Below are 18105 nucleotides of genomic sequence, written 5' to 3'. Positions count from 1 at the left end.
ACGCTCCCCGCCCAATGCCCACTGATCTCCGCACCGCGCTGGAGCCCGTGCGTTGACTTTCCTTGTTGGAAAGTGATTGACTTTCCGATATGGAAAGTCACGGTGCCGACGGCTTGGCCGCCATCGCGAGCGTGCGCGCGGCGCTGGCCGATCGGCTGGTCACGCCGTGGTGGTATCACCCCGGCTTCGCGGCGCTGCTGGGCGGATGCGTGCTCGCCCTCGGGCTCGGCGACGTCTTCGTCAAGGTCGGCGGTTTCCTCCTGCTGATCGCGTGCAGTGCCCTGCTGGCCCGCGCCTATCGCCGGCTGACGGGTGTCTGGGTGTCCGGGTACGAAGCCGGGCCCGCCAGCCGATGGCTCGGCATGCTGGGCGTGCTCACCGGCCTGACGTTCGTCGGAGCGCTCGCGGCCGGAGCGGCGACCGGCCCGCAGTGGCTTGTATACGGCCTGGCCGCGGTCGAGTGCGCCGGCACCGTCGTGCTGTGCCGGCGGTTCGACGCCGACCTCCGCGCGGGCCTCAGGGCGGGCACATGACGGGGCGGTTCGACGAGATCGTGCACGCCCCGAACCGCCTGCGCATCTGCGCCCTCCTCGCCGCGTCGTCCAGCGCCGAGTTCGGGATGCTGCGCGACGTCCTCGGCGTGGCCGACTCGGTGCTCAGCAAGCATCTCAAGGTGCTGCAGGAGGCCGGCTATCTGACGATCTCGAAACCGACCGGCCGGGGCCGGGTCCGCACCTGGGTACGCCTCACCCCGGAGGGCCGCCGCGCCTACGCCGACCACGTCGAAGCCCTCAAAGCCCTCTTCGACACCCCAGCCGAAACGACCTCGCCCGCCGAATCGTCCCCCGAGCCCGGACGACGCCGGTGACGATCACCTCCACCGGCCCCACCGCTACCGCCCTGCCCTGACCAGATCCGCCGGCGCGAGCGCATGGCGCGCCCCATGGGAAGTGGGGGCCGCTGTCGTGCTGTCCCGCGCCCGGACAGCGTGACTCCACACCGTCCTGTCCATCCCGACCCCTGAGGTCTCTCTTGACATCCTCCCCCTCGTCAACGAGGGGGATTCCCACGGTCGCCCGTGAGGGTTCCTGTTTCACAGCCGGTCGCCCCGTCCGAGAGGACTCTCGTTGAGGTCTTACACCCGCTCCGCAGGCGTTTCAGCTCTCCGCCAGCCCGGCGGCGAGCACGTTCTTGGCCGCATTCACATCCCGGTCGTGGACCGCGCCGCAGGCGCATGCCCATTCGCGGATGTTCAGCGGCATCTTCTCCCGCAGGGCCCCGCACTGCGAGCACAGCTTGGAGGAGGGAAACCAGCAGTCGACCGCCACCACACTCCGTCCGTACCATGCGGCCTTGTACTCCAGCATGCCGCGCATCGCTCGCCACGAGGCGTCGCAGATGGCGCGAGCCAGACTCCGGTTCTTGACCATGGTGCGGACGGTCAGGTCTTCCACGGCGATCACTTGATTATCGCGAACGAGCCGTGTCGTGACCTTGTGCAGGTGATCCCTTCTGCGATCGGCGATCCGGGCGTACACCCTGGCGACCTTCACTCTGGCCTTGGCCCGGTTGTTCGACCCCTTCTCCTTACGGGCCAGAGCCCGCTGAGCCTTGGCCAGCCTGCGCCGATCGGCGCGCTCATGCTTGGGGTTGACGATCTTCTCGCCGGTCGAGAGCGTCGCCAGCGCGGTAATGCCGGCGTCCACCCCGACGCTCCGCCCGACGGGCGGGAGCGGGCTGATCTTCTCCTCGACCAGGAGGGACACGAACCAGCGCCCGGCCGCGTCCTTCGACACGGTGACCGTGGACGGCCGCGCACCCTCCGGCAGCGGACGCGACCACACGATATCGAGCGGCGTGTCCATCTTCGCCAGCGTCAAGGTGCCCGCACGCCAGCGGAACGCCGAGCGGGTGTACTCCGCCGACGCCCGGGACCTCTTGCGGGACTTGAACGCCGGGTACCTGGCACGCCTGGCGAAGAAGTTCGCGAACGCCGCCTGAAGATGCCGCAACGCCTGCTGAAGAGGAACCGACGACACCTCCGACAGGAAGTCGAACTCGCCGCTGCGCTTCCACTCCGTCAGGCGCGCAGAGGACTCCACATAGGAGACACGGCGGCCTTCCAGCCGGTAGGCGCGGGTGCGCTCCTCGAGCGCCTTGTTGTAAACGAGGCGGACGCAGCCGAACGTCCGGGCAAGCTCGCCGGCCTGCTCGGGAGTCGGATAGAAGCGGTACTTGTATGCCCGCTTCACGATCTGCGCCACGCCTCAAACGCTACCGCCCGATCGGCTAACAGTCGCGCGTGTGTTCGATATGTCGGTTCACCTGACGGCGAACCGGCTGCCCCTGTCCTGCTCCGCAGAAGTCCGATTCCTCCCCCGCCTGAAGGCGGGGGTTTCCACGGAGGTATCTGATGACGAGCAATGCCATGCCTCCGACCGCCCGAAAGACGGCCACCGTCAAGAACCGGATCACGACGGCCGAGCAACTCGAAGCGATCATCGGGCGTCCGTCCGCGATGGTACGGAAGAAGGAACTCGCCGAGCTGGACGACGCCTGCCGCGACATGCTGGCCCTCGCCTCGCTCGCCGGCTTCGGCCACCTCGACGCCGGCGGCCGCCCCCGGACGACGATGATCGGCGGCTCGCCGGGCTTCGCCCACCCCGAATCACCCACCCGCCTGGCCATCGCCACAGATCTGGACGTGTCAGGCCCGGTCTCCTTCGTCTTCCTGCTGCCCGGCGTCGGCGAGACCCTGCGCGTGAACGGCACGGTCGCCGAGCGAACACCCGGCCGCCTGGTCATCACCGTCGAACAGGCATATGTGCACTGCGCCCGGGCCATCCTCCGCTCCCGCCTGTGGAACCCCTCAGGCCAACAGCGGCTCACCACCGGCGACCCCGCCCAGCGGGGCAAGGACGCTCCCGGCCGACCGGCGGCCAGCCGACTGCCAGAGGCTGTGGGCGATCACCTCCGGCCGCCGGCTCACGCAGGAACCCCTGGGCAGCCGCCTGCGGATGCGGAAGATCCCGGCGGCCCGTTGTCAGAGCCCGGCGTTCGTGACGTGCTGGCGGCGACGCCGTTCCTTGTCCTGTCCTCCTGGGACGGCGACGGGAGTAGTGACACGAGCCCGCGCGGCGACGTGCCCGGATTCGTACGAGTAGTGGACGGGCACACGCTCGCCATCCCCGACCGCCGGGGCAACAAGCGCGCGGACACCTCCCGCAACCTCCTCACCGACGGCCGGATGTCGGCAGCCGCGCTGGTGCCGGGGAGCACCGACGTACTGCGTCTCAGCGGCACCGCCGTACCGACCGACGACCCGGACCTGCTGGCCGGCATGGCACAGGGCAGCGCCGTGCCCCAACTCGCCCTGGTCGTCACCGTGGAACACGCCGAGGTGCGCCACAACCAGGCCCTGGCCGACGCGAACGTCTGGGACGCGTCCGGACATGCCGACGACGCCACCCGCACCGAACTGATGGCCTCGACGACGCGGCAACTCGCCGCGAAGACACCCGCCCTGCGCGGCCTCGCGAAGCTGCTCGCCGTCTTCGCGCGACTGCTCCGGCGCGCGATCGACGCCACCTACCGGCGGGCCCTGCGCAAGGAGGGCTACGACCTGCCAACCCCTGATACGGCGACCGGTGCCGGCGACCGGAACGTACGGCAGAACGACTGAGCCGAAGACTCCGTCAGGGCGCACCACCCAGCCCAGGACCACCTGCCTGGCCGGCGCCATCACCTTGCCCAGAAGCGCCGCCCTGCCCGGGGTTGCCGCCGTCCGTGCGGTTGGAGGGGGCGCACCTGCCCTTGCAGTAGCCGTTGGCGAGGATCAGGCGGCCGCGCGCCACCGTGTAGGCGCTGGCCGGCACCCCCACCAGGACTCCCCGGCAGACGGTGCAGACGAGCGACTGATCGGCGCCGGCCGGGGTGGCGAGCTCCGGCGGGCCGTGGCTCGCTGCGGGGGCCACAGGGGTGACGGGGCTGACGTGGGCGGAGGTGGGAGCCGGGGTGGGGGCGGCGGGGTCGGACATGGCGATGCCGGCTGGTGACTCGGTCATGCGGTCACTCTGCCCAACGCCACCGACAAATCTCCTCCGGAGCATCTCCTTTTCCCGGCGACCCCGTCATCCAGCGCGGACCTCCCGGACGAATGTCCCGCGAACCACACGACACGCAGGAAGCAGGACACCGAAGGACGGGGAGACGGCGCCGAGCGGGTTCCGGTTCGTGACGGTGCCCGGCAACCCGCGCGTACTACGCGTTCCTGCAGTCCAAGAGCAAGGTGCGCCGGCTGGTGCTGGCCCTCGACCGCCAGGACTGCGTCAACTGACGACGCGGCCCCTCCCAGCCGGGAAAGAACCCATGACCGAGATCCGAGAGCCGGTATCTCCCGGTGGCTCCCGACACCAGCGGACGTGAGCGCCTCCTGCACGTCTCAACGGTGCGAAGCTTTGTGACATTCGTCAGGTTCGTACGGGTGAGCTGCTGGTTAGGGTGGCTGGCATGAAGGCCCGGTTCTGGACCTCCGTTTATCTCGTCGTCCTGGTGTGGCCGATTCCCGGGTTCCTCGCCTCGGGGCCGTCCCCTGCCGGGATCGTGGTGGTGGTGGCGGGGGTGGCGGGGTTCGCCGGGCTGTATCTGCGGGTCGCGTGGACGGCGCTGGAGCGGCCGCATCGCAACGCCACCCCGTACGCGCTGATCCTGCTGTACGCGCTCGCGGCGGCGATGGCGCCGGCGCTGGGCGTGATGTGGGTGTTCGCGAGCTCGTTCTTCCTCATCACGGCGGTCGCCACGGCGCTGCCCGAGCGGGCCCTGCCGCTGGCGGCGGGCGCGACGATCGCGGCGGGCACGGCCGCACTGCCGCTGCTCGGCGAGTCCCCGGCGGAGCTGTGGTGGATCCCGCTGCAGGCGGCGGTGTTTACCGCGGCGATTCGCGCTTTTCTCCGGCTGAACGCCGCCAACCGGGCGCTGAGCGAGGCCAACGTCAAGGTGGAACGGCTGGCCGTGGACAACGAGCGGCTGCGGTTCGCCCGCGACATGCACGATCTTCTCGGCCACAGCCTGGCGGTCATGACGGTGAAGAGCCAGCTCGCCGCCCGGCTGGCCGACGCCGACCCGGCACGGGCCAGAGCCGAGATGGAGCAGGTGGAGGAGCTGTCGCGGCAGGCGCTCGCCGAGGTGCGCGAGGCGATCTCGGGCTACCGGGAGCTGTCGCTGCCCGACGAGCTGGACGGCGCGCGCCGCGCGCTCGGCACCGCCGGTGTCCGGCTGGAGGTGGCGGCCGGGCCGCTCCCCCCGGCCGCGGAACCCGTGCTGGCCTGGGTGGTCAGGGAGGGCACGACGAACGTCGTCCGGCACAGCGGCGCCCGTGCCTGCCATATCAGGCTCGGCGTGGCGGACGGGCAGGCGTACGCGGAGGTGCGTGACGACGGCCGGGGATCGGAAGCCGCAGGTGACGAGTGCGGCGGGAACGGCCTGCGCGGCCTCGCCGAGCGCATCGAGGTCGCGGGCGGCACCCTCACCAGCGGCCCTGCGGAGGACGGCGGCTTCCTGCTCAACGCGCGCATCCCGGTGCCCGGCACCGCGCCACTCGCCCGCGACCTGCCCAGCGGACCTGTCGTGATCCGCGCGTCCCGTGGGGGGCGGGTCCAGCCGCCGGCCCGCACCGCTCCCAGAGATCCGTCATGATCCACGTTCCGCCGTCCGGCGGCGTGTCGCTCACTTCGCCTTCAGGGGGTCGCCGTGATTCGTGTGCTGCTGGCCGACGATCAGCATCTGGTCAGGGAGGCGCTGGCGGCATTGCTGGGGCTGGAGGAAGGGATCGAGGTGGTCGGGCAGGTCAGCCGGGGGGACGAGGTGGCTGGGGCGGTGGAGCGGTGCCGGCCCGACGTGGTGCTGCTCGACATCGAGATGCCGGGGCTCGACGGGCTGACCGCGGCGGGCCTGCTGGACGGCGTCAAGGTGATCATTCTGACCACGTTCGGCCGGCCCGGGTATCTGCGGCGGGCGAAGGACGCGGGCGTGGCCGGGTACGTGCTCAAGGACGCCCGAGCAGGTGAGCTGGCCGGCGCGGTACGCCTGGTGCACGCCGGTGGCCAGGTCTTCGACCGCGGGCTCTCCGCCGCCAGCCTGTCCATCGGCGCGAACCCGCTCACCAGCCGCGAACGGGACGTGCTGCGCGCCGCCGCCGAGGGCGGCACCATCGCCGACATCGCGGGACGCCTCTACCTGTCCGACGGCACCGTACGCAATTACCTGTCGTCGGCGATCGGCAAGCTGGGCGCGCGCAACCGGGCCGAGGCGGCGCGTGCCGCGGAGGCCAGAGGCTGGCTCTGACGACCGCGGCAACCCCTGACGATCGTCACTACCGGCCCGATCCGGCGCTCGCGAGGCTGGAGACATGCTGAAACGTGTCGCGCCCGCCATCGGGCTCTTCTTCCTCTCGCCGCTGGCCGGCGAGTTCCTGCTGGGCAACCTGCCCATCACCATGCTGCCGGCGCTCGTGGCGCTGGCCCCGCTGTACGGCGGCGGCGCCCTGCTCGTCCGTGAACTGGCCAGGCGCACGGGCGCGGGCTGGCCGGGCATCGTCCTGCTGGCGCTGGCGTACGCGCTGATCGAGGAGGGCCTGGTCACCCGCTCGCTGTTCGCCCCGAGCTTCGCGGGGATGGACCTGACGGCTCAGGCGTGGATTCCCGGGGTCGAGATGAGCGCCTGGTGGGCGAGCTTCGTGCTCGGCGGCGTGCACGTCGCGGGCAGCGTCTGCGCCCCGATCGCGGTCATGGAGGCGCTGGTGCCCGCCAGGGCGTCGGAGCCGTGGCTGCGCGTGCCCGGCCTGGTGGTGGCGGGGGTGCTGTTCGTGCTGGGGGCGGTGATGGCCTCCGCGTTCGATCCGGGGGCGTACGTTCCGTCGATCGCGCAGGTCGTGGGCGTGCTGGTGGCGGTGGCGCTGCTCGCGTTCGTGGCGCTGCGCCGCAGGACGGCGGGGACGGACGCGGGCCAGGCGCCGGGGCCGTGGCCGGTGCTCGGCTGCTCGATGGCGGCGGGCGCGGTGTTCTGGCTGGCGAACCTGGCCTCCGGAGCGGTCGGCGCGTGGCCGACGGTGGTGATCAACCTGGCGGTGTACGCCGTCGTCTGCGTCCTGGTGGTCCGCTGGTCGCGCCGGTCGGGCTGGGGCCTGCGCCAGATGTTCGCGCTGGGGGCGGGGAGCATGCTCACGTACGCCTGGCACGGTTTCCTGCAGCCGCCGGCCGTACCGGTGGCGCCGGCGGCCGACCTGGTGGGCAACATCGTGTTCGCCGTGGCCGCCGTCGCGCTTCTGGCGGTGATCGCCGCCCGCCTGAGGGCGAGCGTCATGGAGCTCAGCTGACGTCGGTCCCCTGGCGCGTCAGGCCCTGGCCGGTGCCGACACCGCACAGCAGGGTGTCGACCACGCGGGTGGCGGCGGCGTCGATCTCGCACTCGCGCAGCTGCGCCGCCACCCCGATCATCGCGTAATAGACCCACTTGGCCCAGGCCAGGTCGGCGTCGGCACGCAGCACGCCGTCGTCCTTGGCCCGCTGGAGCAGGCGGTCGCAGCGCAGCTCCACCTCGGCGTGCGCCCAGGCGGGCTCGCTGCCGCCGGGCCTGTCGAGCTCGAGCGCGAACGGCCACTGCCGCTTGACCCGCAGCACGTTGACCGCGACCTGGTAGAGCGCGACCAGCGGCGGGGTGGTCTCGGGGTGCGCGGCCTCCACAGCCGCGCCGAACTCGCGGGCCGCCACCGCGGCCAGCGCCTCCAGCAGCGCCTCGCGGGAGGCGAAGCGGCGGTGAACGGTCGTGCGCGCCACCCCGGCCGCCTCGGCGACCTGCTCCATGCTCGCCGCCGGGTCCGCGGCGAACACCCGCTCCGCGGCCTCCAGGATCGTGCGCACCGTGCGCTCGGCGTCGGAACGCAACGCCCGGGTCGTCCCACTCACGCCCAGAAGGATACGTGATCGCTCCGCTTACACGCGAACTTGCAACAAATCTGTGCAAGTTCTATGGTCATCGCAACGACATTGATGCGACTAGCACGTGGAGATGACATGGATCTGCACCTCAGCGGCAAGACGGCCGTGGTCACCGGCGCGAGCAAGGGCCTCGGCCTGGCGATCGTGCGGACGCTGACGGCCGAGGGCATGCGGGTCGTCGCGGCGGCGCGTACGATCACCCCTCAGCTCAAGGAGACCGGCGCCGTCACGGTGTCGGCCGACCTGGCCAATCCCGGCGGGGCCGGCGAGCTGATCGCGCAGGCGCTCGCCGAGCTGGGCGAGATCGACCTGCTGGTCAACAACGTCGGCGGCGGCGACGCGACCCCCGAGGTCGCCGGCCCGTTCGCGGACATGAGCGACGACCTCTGGCAGCGCACCTACGAGCTGAACCTCTTCAGCGCCATCCGCGCCACCCGCGCCGCCCTGCCCAGCCTGCTGCGGCGGCGCGGCGGCGTGGTCAACATCTCCTCCATCTCGGCACGGATGCCGAGCGGCGGGCCGATGCCGTACGCGACGGCCAAGGCGGCGCTGACCGCGTTCGGCAAGGCGCTGTCGGAGGAGGTCGGGCCGCAGGGGGTGCGGGTCAACACGATCTCCCCCGGCACCATCCGCACCGCGATGTGGGAGGAGTCGGGCGGGTACGGCGCTCTGCTGGCCGGGATGCACGGGGTGGAGCTGGAGCAGTTCCTCGCCGGCCTGCCGGCGGCCACCGGCATGACGACCGGCCGGCTCATCGAGCCCGAGGAGGTCGCCTCGCTGGTGGCGTGGCTGGCCTCACCCCACGCGGCCAGCGTCACCGGCGCCGATCACATCATCGACGGCGGCGTCATCAAGACCGCCTGACCCCCGCCAGGCTCAGGGGATGGCGGCGTGCGGGCGGTCCGGGGTGTTCAGGCGGGTGCCGCGGCGGGGTGGGGCTCGCCCGCCTGGCGGGCGCGGGAGCGGTAGCGCAGGGGCGACATGCCCACCTCGCGCTTGAACGCGGTGCTGAACGCGCTCTCCGACCCGTAGCCCAGCTCGGCGGCCAGCGACCCGACGCGTACGTCGCCGTCGCGCAGGGCCCGCCGCGCCAGCAGCATCCGCCACCGGCCGAGGTACGTCAGCGGCGGCACCCCCGCCAGCGTCCTGAAGCGTTCGGCGAACGAGGTGCGCGACATCGCGGCGGCCCTGGCCAGCTCCTCCAGGCTCCAGGGCCGGCCGGGCTCGCCGTGCATGAGGGTGAGCGCCGGGCTCAGGCGCTCGTCGGTCATCACCCGCAGCCAGCCAGGAGGCAGGTCGGCCTGATCGACGTAGGCGCGCAGCAGCTCGAGCACCAGGAGCTGGGCGTACTGGCGGATCGCGAACGCCGACCCCACCCGGCCCGCGCCCGCCTCCTCGGCCAGCAGGCGCAGGTTGCGGTGCAGGGCGGAGGCCTCGGCGGCGCGCACGTGCCCCACGGGCGGCAGTGCCTGCGCGAGCAGCGTCCGCCCGACGTGGTTGACCTCGATGTGGCCGCCCACGACGACGTCGGGCGGGCCGTCAGCGTCGTCGTGGCCGTAGGAGTTGTAGCCGGGCCCCGGCAGGAACTCGCACACCGGCCCGTCGCCGGTGCCGCCCTCGATGCGCAGCCACGAGCGCCCGTTCAGGATGGCGACCTCGCCCGGCCCGAGCTCGATCGGCGTGTCGAGGCCGTCGGCGAGCAGCCGCCCGTGCCCGTGGACCATCGCGATGAGCTTCAGCGGGTCGCCGATCTCGTGCTGCGACCGCCAGGGGCCGTACACCTCGAACGCGCCCGTCATCTGGCCGCGCACCTCGACGAGTTCGAACACTTCCGAGAGCTGGTCGCTGCGCATGGCCGTACTATCGAGCAGAAAATCTGAACTGTCAATTATTCAGCGTACGGACGGCGGCGGCCAGAGTGGGAGGCATGAACGACAGACAGCATCCCATCGGGTCCGGATTCACCGCCGCCTCCACCGCCGGCGACGTGCTCAAGGGCATCGACCTGTCCGGCAAGAACGTCATCGTCACCGGCGGCCACAACGGCATCGGCCTGGAGACCACCCGGGCACTGAGCAAGGCGGGGGCGTCGGTCCTCGTGGGCGCGCGCAGCCCCGAGCGTGCGGCGCCGGCGCTGGAGGGCATCGAGCGGGTCGAGGTCGACCGGCTCGACCTGCTCGACCCCGCCTCGATCAGCGCCTTCGCCGCCCGCTACCTCGCGTCGGGACGTCCGCTGCACATCCTGATCAACAACGCCGGCATCATGTCCGGGCCGCTGGTCAGGGACGCACGCGGGTACGAGTCCCAGTTCGCCACCAACCACCTCGGCCACTTCCAGCTCACACTCGGCCTGCTGCCCGCCCTGCGCGCCGCACACGGCGCCCGCGTCGTGAACGTGACCTCCGGCGGGCACCGGCTCTCCGACATCCGGTGGGACGACCCTCACTTCACCACCGGGTACGAGGGCATGCTCGGCTACGGCCAGTCCAAGACGGCCAACGTCCTGTTCGCCGTCGAACTGGACCGCCGATGGAAAGCCGACGGCATCCGCGGGTACGCCGTGCACCCCGGCATCGTCCACGGCACCGACCTCGGGCCGCACCTGGCCGTCGGCGAGGAGCGCCGGCAGTGGCTGAGCGACGCCGAACTGCGGGCCATGGGCATCATCGACGAGTCCGGCCGGCCGGTACACGACCCCGACCGCGAGCTGAAGACCCCGCAGCAGGGAGCCTCGACCAGCGTCTTCGCGGCGACCAGCCCGCTGCTCGACGACATCGGCGGCGTCTACCTGAAGGACAACGACATCTCACCGGTGGACGAACCCACTGAGATCAACTTCGGCGCCGACGACAACATCCGCTCCTACGTCGTCCCCCACGCTCTCGACCCGGACTCGGCCCGCCGCCTCTGGGACCTGAGCGAACGCCTCCTCGGCACCTGAGCCCGCGGCGCTCGGACCTGCCTCAAGGCAGGCGGGTCAGGGCGTCGACGGTGCGGAGGATGTGTCGGCGGAGCAGGGTGGCCGCTTTGCCGGGGTCGCGGGACAAGGCCGCCTCCTCCAGGGCGCGGTGCTCGGCGTCGGCGTCCCGGTCGGGGGTGGCGGCGCCTGACCAGCGGCGGGCCAGCTCGCCTGCGGTCCAGAGCCGGTCGAAGCCGTCCAGCAGGACGTCGTTGCCGCAGCCTTCGAGCAGTGCGCGGTGGAAGCGGCGGGCGCGCGCCCCGTACGTCACCCGCCTGCTCACCCGGGCCCCCGAGCGGGGGTTCAACGGCGTGGTGATCGTGGAGTGGTTCAACGTCTCGGCGTACATGGACGCGGGCGTCGAGTGGGTCTACACGCACACCGAGCTGGTACGCGGCGGCTACGCCTGGGTCGGCGTCTCCGCCCAGTGCGCCGGGGTGACCGGCAGCGCCCTGCCGCCCGAGGGTCCCGCACCCGGCGGTCTCCAGGCATGGGACCCCACCCGGTACGGCACGCTGCAGCACCCGGGCGACGACTTCTCGTACGACATCTTCTCCCAGGCCGGGCAGGCGATCGCCGAGCTGTTCCCGGGAGCGCGGCTGGTCGCGGCGGGGATGTCGCTGGGTGCGCACCGGCTCACCACCTACGTCAACGCGATCGACCCCCTCGCCCAGGTCCACGACGGGTTCCTGATCCACAGCCGCATGGGCGCCGCCGCGCCGCTCGTCCTGTCCGATCCGCCCGCGTTCGACCCGACGCCTGTGCCGTTCCGCGACGACCCGCGCGTGCCGGTGCTGGCGCTGCTCACCGAGACGGACGTGGTCACCCTCGGCTACGGGGCGGCCAGGCGTCCCGACGGGCCCGCCCTGCGCGTGTGGGAGATCGCCGGCGCCGCCCACGCCGACACCTACGCCGAGGCCGGCGCCGCGCACGACATGACCCGCCTCGACCCGGCCAGGCTGGCCGCCGCGCTCGCTCCGCGCCGGCGGGCGGCCGGGTTCGACTTCGGTCACACCGTGAACGCGGCGCCGCAGCACCATTACGTGGCCAACGCCGCCGTCCACCACCTCGCCCGCTGGGTGCGCGACGGCACGCCCCCGCCGCACGCCCCCCGCCTTGAGCTGCGGCCCGGATCGTCGGCCGCGCTGGCCAGGGACGCGTTCAGCAACGCGCTCGGCGGCGTGCGCACCCCCTGGATGGACGCGCCCACCGCCGTCCTGACCGGCATCAGCCCGAACGACGGGCTCATCGAGCGGCTCTTCGGCGAGACCGTGCCGTTCGACGCGGCGACCCTCGAGACGCTCTATCCGGGCGGGGCGGCCGACTACCTCGAGGCGTTCGGGGCGGCCACCGACGCGGCGGTGGCGGCCGGCTTCCTGCTCCCGGCCGACGCCGACGAGATCAAGGCGCTGGCCGCCGCCTCATATCAGACCGCTACGGTGTGATCTTGCTCGGGCCTCGCCCGCCCTGGCTATTGTTGATCTCCACAATGCGGCGGAGGGGGATCACGACAGATGGCTCAGGACGAGTCCGAGGCGTCTCTGGGGAGCCGGTACGTGCTGCTGGAGGAGATCGGCGGCGGTGCCATGGGGACGGTCCGGCGGGCGCGCCTGCGCGACACCGGCGAGATCGTGGCGGTCAAGCTGCTGCGCGACGGCCTGGCCGCCGACCAGGACCTGGTGCTGCGCTTCGTCCAGGAACGCAACGTCATGCGCAGCCTGCGCCACCCCCACATCGTGCCGCTACGCGACTTCGTCATCGAAGGCGAGCGGCTCGCCCTGGTCATGGACCTCGTCGAGGGCGGCGACCTGCGCGGCCTGCTGCGCCAGCGCGACACCCTGCCGCCGCCGGAGACGGCCCGGCTGATGGCGCAGGTCGCCGAGGCGCTGGCCGCCGCGCACGCACTCGGGGTCGTGCACCGGGACGTCAAGCCGGCGAACGTGCTGATCGACACCGCCGGGCGGGCGCGGCTGAGCGACTTCGGCGTTGCCCGCATCGTGCACGGCCCCGGCCTGACCGGCACCAGCTCGATCATCGGCACCCCCGCCTACCTGGCCCCCGAGGTCGCCGAGGGTGACGCCGCCACGGCCGCCGTGGACGTCTACGCGCTCGGCCTCATCCTGTACGAGCTGCTCGCCGGCCGCCCGCCCTTCGCCGGCGACCACCCGATGGCGCTCCTCCGTCAGCACGCCACGGCCATGCCCCGCCGCCTCCCCGGCATGCCCGACGCCCTGTGGACGCTGATCCGGACCTGCTCCGCCAAGGACCCGGCCGCCCGCCCGACCGCCGAAGCCGTCGCCGCCGCCCTCCACCAGGCGGCCCCGGCCCTGACCGGCCTCACCGCCTTGCCTCCCGTCCCCCGCACCGACCCCGCTTCCTCCACCTCAGAGCCCCTCCCCTCCCCACCCAAGCCGGCCCCCACCCCGTCGCAACCGACCTCCTCCACCCCGTCGCAACCGGCCCCCTCCCCCACCCCGGATCCGCTGCCCGCCGTCCCCGGCCCCCTGGGCCCCGCCACCAACCCGCGGTACTCCGGCCCTGGCGCCGCCACCAACCCCGAGCCTTGGCCCCCGGGCTCCGGCCCCGCGACTCCGGGCGCGTTCAGCACCTCCGCCTCCCATCTGTCCGGACACCACGCCCCCTTCACTCCGGAGCCCCACCCGCAGGCGGCGCCCTCGCAGCCGCCTTCCTCGGCTGAGCAGTCCACCTGGCCTCGCGGAGCCGGTGGCCCGCCTCCCGCTGGTGGCGCGGGGAGCTCCGCTCGGCCGTCGCGGAAGCGGGGCATGCTCGTGGCGAGCGGGGCTCTGGCGGTGGTGCTGGCCGGGACGGCGCTGGTCGTCGCGGCCCCGTGGCGGCAGGAGGGCGCTCCCGTGGCCGCGCCCACGACGCCGCCGCCCACCGCGTCCACGCCGCCCGCCACGCCGCCCGCCACGCCGTCGGGGGCCGCGGCCGTGGACATCGCGACGCCGTCGCCCAAGTCACTGGCCAAGCCCAAAGAACGCCAGGAGACCCCGAAGGTGGTCGTCACGGTCACCGCCGCCCCGCCGAGCCCGGCGACCACCGCGCCGACGCACCCCATACGGACGAAGTCGAGCAAGCCGAAGCCCCGGGAGACCGAGCCTGAGACCGAGGCGCCGCCGTCGGAGCCGCCGGCGCCGCAGTGGCGCTGCCGCTCCTGGCTCACGACGGCCGGCGGGGTGGACATGTCGCCGTGCATGGCGGTGACCGGCGACATCATCCACCTGAAGGGCCAGGTCAGGGGGTCGGCGCGGTCCGACGTCCACGTCCAGCTCTACGACACCGACGCCGACACGAACCTGTCGCAGCCGTTCATCTGCGCGGATGTGCTCGCACCGGCGGGCGGGGTCGCCACGTGCGGCCCGTTCACGATCAGCGTCCCGCGCAAGGGGGCGAAGACGGACGTGCGGCAGCGCTGGCGGCGCACCGGCAGCGTGTCGTGGAGCGGCGGCGCGGAGAGCCCGTACGTCGTCTGGTGACCCGCGGTTGACGATCCCGATCGCGCGTACCGGGGCATCGACCAGGGCGACGCGGCGGCGCAGCGGCTGACGGAGGTGCTCGGTCGGCCGAGCCGCCTCGTGCGGGTGCCGCCCGAACACGACAGGACCACCAGCGGAAGCACCCCCGGCACCGCCGGACTCGCCTACGCCAAGCTTGCCATCCGCTGCGCCGTCCACCATGGTCGAGCAGGAGACGGGGGCGAAGGCGGGCCCGGAACCGCTGCGGACCCTGGCCGACTACCGCCGGGCGGCGAAGGGCGGGGTGGCGTTCGGGGTGCGGTACGCGGTGCTCAGGCCCGGAAGGGCGGCGGTCGGCGAGACCGTCCAGATCACCGAGTGGGGTCCGTCCGAGCTGTAGCATGATGGATCGACAAAATGCGATATGTTGATCCGACTTGTCGCATGAGGAAGGAGAACTGCCATGAGCGGGAACAACCGCCTTGACCTCGGGCCTTTCGGCATCTACACCTTCGACTTCGAGCACCTGCCGGCGGCGCGGGTGCGGGATGCGGTTCAGGAGCTGGAGGAGCTGGGCTGGCCGGCCGTGTGGGTCCCCGAGCTGCTCGGGCGCGAGGCGCTCTCGCACGCCGGCTTCCTGCTGGCGAGCACCGAGCGGCTCAAGGTGGTGAACGGCATCGCGCAGATCTGGTCGCGCGGAGCCCGGTGGGCGCACGGCGGCGCGCTCCTGCTGGCCGACGCCTACCCGGGACGGCACGTGCTCGGGCTGGGGTTCGGCGGCGAGCCGAAGCCGGGGGTCAAGCCGCTGGGGGCGATGGCGGCGTACCTGGACGAGATGGACGGGCTCGAGACCGTGAACCCGGCGCCGCGGGGTCCGGTGCGGCGGATCCTGGCCGCGTACGGGCCGAAGATGCTGGAGCTGGCCCGCGACCGGGCCGCGGGCGCCCAGACCTACCACGTGAACGTCGCGCACACCGCGCAGTCGCGCGAGCTGCTCGGACCTGAGGCGTTCCTCGCGGTCGAACACCCCGTGCTGTTCGAGTCCGACCCGGACAAGGCCCGGGCGATCGCGCGCGAGCACCTGAGCCCCTACCTGTCCCGGCCGTACAACGTGGCCAAGTTCCGGCGGCTCGGCTACTCCGACGAGGAGTTCGGCGGGGGCGGCAGCGACCGACTGGTGGACGACTTCGTGTTCTGGGGCGAGCCGGACGTCATCGCGGACAAGCTGCGCGCCCACCGCGAGGCCGGGGCCGACCACGTCACCGTCCAGGTGATCGGCGTGCAGCCCGGCAGGTCGGCGATGCCGCAGTGGCGGCTGCTCGCCGAGGCGCTCCTGCCCGCCAGTACGATGTGAACACATCGATTTGACGAGGAGGCGGGGTGCGGATCGTCCTCGCGCTGCTGTGTGCCGCGCAGTTCATGGTCGTCCTGGACGTGTCCGTGGTGAACGTGGCCCTGCCCTCCATCGCGCAAGCGCTGGCCGTCGGGCCTCTGGGGCTGGCCTGGGTCGGGAACGCGTACGCGCTGACCTTCGGCGGGCTGCTGCTGCTCGGCGGGCGGCTGGCCGACCTGTACGGGCACCGGCGGGTCTTCGTCACGGGCCTGGCCGTGTTCTCCGGGGCCAGTCTGGCCGGTGGGCTGGCGGACACGGCCGGGCTGCTGATCGCCGCGCGGGCCGGGCAGGGGGCGGGGGCGGCGATCCTGGCGCCGGCCACGCTCACCGTCCTGACCTCCGTCTTTCCCGAGGGGCCGCGGCGTACCCGGGCCATCGCCGGCTGGACGGCCGTCAGCCTGGCGGGCGGCACGGCGGGCAACCTCATCGGCGGGGCGCTGACGCAGTATCTGTCGTGGCGGTCGATCCTGCTGGTCAACGTGCCCATCGGGCTGGCCTGCCTGGTCGCCGCCCGCCGGCTGCCCGCCGATCCAGGGCGGCGCCGCGGGCGGCTGGACGTGCCGGGCGCGCTGACGGCCACCGCCGGGCTGGTGGCGCTGGCGTACGGGGTGTCCGGGTCGGTCGTCGCCGTCTTCGGGGGGTGTGTGCTGCTGGGGTTGTTCGTGCTGGTGGAGACGCGGGTCGCGGCCGTTCCGCTGGTTCCGCCCGCCCTGGTGCGGGCTCGGGCGATCTGGCTGGGCAACGTGGCGATGCTGCTGGCCGGTGCGTGCCTCAACCCGATGTGGTACTTCCTGACGCTGTCCCTGCAGAACGTCCTCGGGTACGGGCCGCTGCTGACCGGGCTGGCGTTCCTGCCGCACACGCTGCTGACCATGCTCGTCGGGCTGCGGGTGACGCCTTGGCTGATGCGGCGTACCGGTGACCGGGTGCTCATCGTGGCGGGTGCGCTGATCGGGGCGGCCGGCTTCCTGTGGCAGAGCCGCCTCGGGCCGGGCGGCGACTACGTGACCGCCGTCCTGGGGCCGGCCGTGCTCATCTCCCTCGGCAGCGGCCTGCTGAACACCCCGCTGACCGTCACCGTCACCTCAGGCGTGGCCTCGGAGGACGCCGGGGCGGCCTCCGGCCTGATGAACACCGCCAAGCAGATCGGCGGCGCTCTTGGCCTGGCCACCCTGGTCGCCTTGACGTCCACGCAAGGGGCCGACGCCAACCCGGCCGACCTGGCGGAGGGCTACGGACAGGCGTTCGTGCTCATAGCGGCGGCGCTGGCCGCAGTCGCCGTCCTGGCCCTCGCCCTACCGCACCGCCGGGACCCCGAACCCACTCCCACGGACCGCAACCAGACCTGGGCCGGCTCACGGCTCGGCCGCCGTTGGCGCTGAGGGCCTTCGGGGGGTGAGAGGCGTGAGAGTAAGGCTGGTGGTGGGGGCGGGTCGGCGTTCACATGGGGTCGGTTGCCAGTTGGGTGGCGCGCTTCGCGAGGTCGGTGGCGAACTCCTCGGCGCGGGCCAGTTGGGTGCGCAGGGCGGCGCAGCGGTCGCGGGCCGCCTCCTCGAAGCGGGCGAGTCTGGCCGCCAGGTGAGCGCGTTCGGCCGGTGACAGGACCTGCCGCTCGGCCGGTTGTGAGGCGGTCGGGGTGGTTTCGTCGAGGCGGTCGGTGATGGAGAGCAGTTCGCCCATCTCCTCCAGGGTGAAGCCGAGTGGCTTCATGCGGCGGATCACCATCAGGCGGGCGACGTCGGCCTCCGTGTAGAGGCGGAAGCCGCCCTGGCTCCGGGCGGACGGCCGGACGAGGCCGACCTCGTCGTAGTGACGGATGGTGCGCAACGACAGCTCGGTGCGGGCCGCCACCTCGCCGATGTGCATGTGACCTGATGTCTCCATGACGGGCGGCGCGGGCTCGTCCATCTCTCGTACGACCTCACTGCCCGGCGTGGTGGGTGCGGCGTGCCAGGCCCCGCCGGATCTCTACCCTAACGTTAAGGTAAAGTTGCCGATGGCCGCGCCGGGAGAGGCGCGGACCCGACACCCCCGGCGCTCCGGCCACGACGACGTGGGCCGCCGCCGTCATCTCCGAGGTCAGGACTCTCGACGCGCGCATGCCTTCGATCATCACCGCCTGCTGCCCACCGTGACCTGGCCACCGTGACCTGCCCACCGTGACCTGGCCACCGTGACCTGGCCGCGGCGCGCATCGCCGCCCCGCCTCTCTCCCTCGCCTCTCTCCCACCGCGCCGTTACGCTCCGGCGCCGCCTCACCCTCAGCAGAAGGACGTTCGTTGC

Annotated in this window: 18 protein-coding genes and 1 pseudogene; 13 read left to right on the top strand and 6 right to left on the bottom strand. The window is 72.6% G+C overall.

Annotated elements, in window-relative coordinates:
* Nucleotides 1-89 precede the first annotated feature (89 nt).
* Nucleotides 90-533 (top strand): hypothetical protein, encoded by a 444-nt coding sequence (locus tag AB0K28_RS21295; RefSeq protein WP_364372492.1) that lies wholly within the window; start codon nt 90-92, stop codon nt 531-533.
* Complete coding sequence (locus tag AB0K28_RS21290) at nt 530-868, top strand: transcriptional regulator (protein ID WP_345405808.1); 339 nt, start codon at nt 530-532, stop codon at nt 866-868. Before AB0K28_RS21295 ends, AB0K28_RS21290 begins: the two co-directional genes overlap by 4 nt.
* Nucleotides 869-1085: 217 nt before the next feature.
* Here AB0K28_RS21290 and AB0K28_RS21285 read toward each other — a convergent pair.
* A pseudogene (locus tag AB0K28_RS21285) lies at nt 1086-2264 on the bottom strand (RNA-guided endonuclease TnpB family protein); the annotation flags it as partial.
* Between the two features lie 149 nt (nt 2265-2413).
* Between AB0K28_RS21285 and AB0K28_RS21280 the strand changes: the two are divergent.
* A complete protein-coding gene (locus AB0K28_RS21280; protein ID WP_364372489.1) occupies nt 2414-3682 on the top strand; it encodes a pyridoxamine 5'-phosphate oxidase family protein in 1269 nt (422 codons plus the stop codon).
* A 13-nt stretch (nt 3683-3695) separates the two neighbouring features.
* Here the strand turns inward: AB0K28_RS21280 and AB0K28_RS21275 are convergent, their stop codons facing one another.
* On the bottom strand, nt 3696-4064 hold the full coding sequence (locus AB0K28_RS21275; protein WP_364372486.1) for a hypothetical protein: 369 nt from the start codon (nt 4062-4064) through the stop codon (nt 3696-3698).
* A gap of 445 nt (nt 4065-4509) precedes the next feature.
* On the opposite strand from AB0K28_RS21275, the gene AB0K28_RS21270 reads away from it, so the two are divergent.
* From AB0K28_RS21270 to AB0K28_RS21260, 3 genes are all read left to right on the top strand, one after another.
* On the top strand, nt 4510-5694 hold the full coding sequence (locus tag AB0K28_RS21270) for a sensor histidine kinase (protein ID WP_364372483.1): 1185 nt from the start codon (nt 4510-4512) through the stop codon (nt 5692-5694).
* Between the two features lie 54 nt (nt 5695-5748).
* Nucleotides 5749-6342, top strand: a complete 594-nt coding sequence (locus AB0K28_RS21265; protein ID WP_345405796.1) for a response regulator transcription factor — start codon at nt 5749-5751, stop codon at nt 6340-6342.
* Nucleotides 6343-6406: 64 nt separating this feature from the next.
* Complete coding sequence (locus tag AB0K28_RS21260; RefSeq protein ID WP_364372480.1) at nt 6407-7372, top strand: hypothetical protein; 966 nt, start codon at nt 6407-6409, stop codon at nt 7370-7372.
* On the opposite strand, the gene AB0K28_RS21255 is transcribed toward AB0K28_RS21260, so the two are convergent.
* Nucleotides 7365-7961 (bottom strand): helix-turn-helix domain-containing protein, encoded by a 597-nt coding sequence (locus AB0K28_RS21255; protein WP_364372477.1) that lies wholly within the window; start codon nt 7959-7961, stop codon nt 7365-7367. The genes AB0K28_RS21260 and AB0K28_RS21255 overlap by 8 nt on opposite strands.
* Nucleotides 7962-8069: 108 nt before the next feature.
* On the opposite strand from AB0K28_RS21255, the gene AB0K28_RS21250 reads away from it, so the two are divergent.
* Complete coding sequence (locus AB0K28_RS21250) at nt 8070-8858, top strand: oxidoreductase (protein ID WP_364372474.1); 789 nt, start codon at nt 8070-8072, stop codon at nt 8856-8858.
* A 47-nt stretch (nt 8859-8905) separates the two neighbouring features.
* On the opposite strand, the gene AB0K28_RS21245 is transcribed toward AB0K28_RS21250, so the two are convergent.
* Entirely contained in the window at nt 8906-9847 is a 942-nt protein-coding gene (locus AB0K28_RS21245; protein WP_364372471.1) for an AraC family transcriptional regulator, read from the bottom strand.
* A 74-nt stretch (nt 9848-9921) separates the two neighbouring features.
* Here AB0K28_RS21245 and AB0K28_RS21240 point away from each other — a divergent pair, with 74 nt between their 5' ends.
* Nucleotides 9922-10935, top strand: a complete 1014-nt coding sequence (locus tag AB0K28_RS21240; protein ID WP_364372468.1) for an SDR family NAD(P)-dependent oxidoreductase — start codon at nt 9922-9924, stop codon at nt 10933-10935.
* A gap of 22 nt (nt 10936-10957) precedes the next feature.
* Here AB0K28_RS21240 and AB0K28_RS21235 read toward each other — a convergent pair whose 3' ends face one another.
* Nucleotides 10958-11287 (bottom strand): FCD domain-containing protein, encoded by a 330-nt coding sequence (locus tag AB0K28_RS21235; protein ID WP_364372465.1) that lies wholly within the window; start codon nt 11285-11287, stop codon nt 10958-10960.
* Between AB0K28_RS21235 and AB0K28_RS21230 the strand changes: the two genes are divergently transcribed.
* From AB0K28_RS21230 to AB0K28_RS21210, 5 genes are all read left to right on the top strand, one after another.
* A complete protein-coding gene (locus AB0K28_RS21230) occupies nt 11229-12398 on the top strand; it encodes an alpha/beta hydrolase domain-containing protein (RefSeq protein ID WP_364372556.1) in 1170 nt (389 codons plus the stop codon). The two genes, AB0K28_RS21235 and AB0K28_RS21230, sit on opposite strands and share 59 nt — an antisense overlap.
* A gap of 69 nt (nt 12399-12467) precedes the next feature.
* Nucleotides 12468-14450: a protein kinase gene (locus AB0K28_RS21225; RefSeq protein ID WP_364372463.1), complete on the top strand. Its 1983-nt coding sequence runs from the start codon at nt 12468-12470 to the stop codon at nt 14448-14450.
* Between the two features lie 175 nt (nt 14451-14625).
* Nucleotides 14626-14829 (top strand): hypothetical protein, encoded by a 204-nt coding sequence (locus tag AB0K28_RS21220; RefSeq protein ID WP_364372460.1) that lies wholly within the window; start codon nt 14626-14628, stop codon nt 14827-14829.
* Between the two features lie 63 nt (nt 14830-14892).
* The gene (locus AB0K28_RS21215; protein ID WP_364372457.1) at nt 14893-15783 is read left to right on the top strand and encodes a TIGR03620 family F420-dependent LLM class oxidoreductase; all 891 of its coding nucleotides are present in this window, start codon (nt 14893-14895) and stop codon (nt 15781-15783) included.
* A 26-nt stretch (nt 15784-15809) separates the two neighbouring features.
* A complete protein-coding gene (locus AB0K28_RS21210) occupies nt 15810-17204 on the top strand; it encodes an MFS transporter (RefSeq protein ID WP_364372454.1) in 1395 nt (464 codons plus the stop codon).
* A gap of 58 nt (nt 17205-17262) precedes the next feature.
* Here the strand turns inward: AB0K28_RS21210 and AB0K28_RS21205 are convergent, their stop codons facing one another.
* Nucleotides 17263-17706, bottom strand: a complete 444-nt coding sequence (locus tag AB0K28_RS21205) for a MerR family transcriptional regulator (RefSeq protein WP_345409841.1) — start codon at nt 17704-17706, stop codon at nt 17263-17265.
* Nucleotides 17707-18105: the final 399 nt, after the last annotated feature.

The organism is Nonomuraea sp. NPDC049504, assembly GCF_040676845.1.
GTDB lineage: Bacteria > Actinomycetota > Actinomycetes > Streptosporangiales > Streptosporangiaceae > Nonomuraea > Nonomuraea salmonea.
The sequence above is the reverse complement of the archived record's forward strand: the minus strand, read 5'-3'. Positions and strand labels throughout refer to the sequence as shown.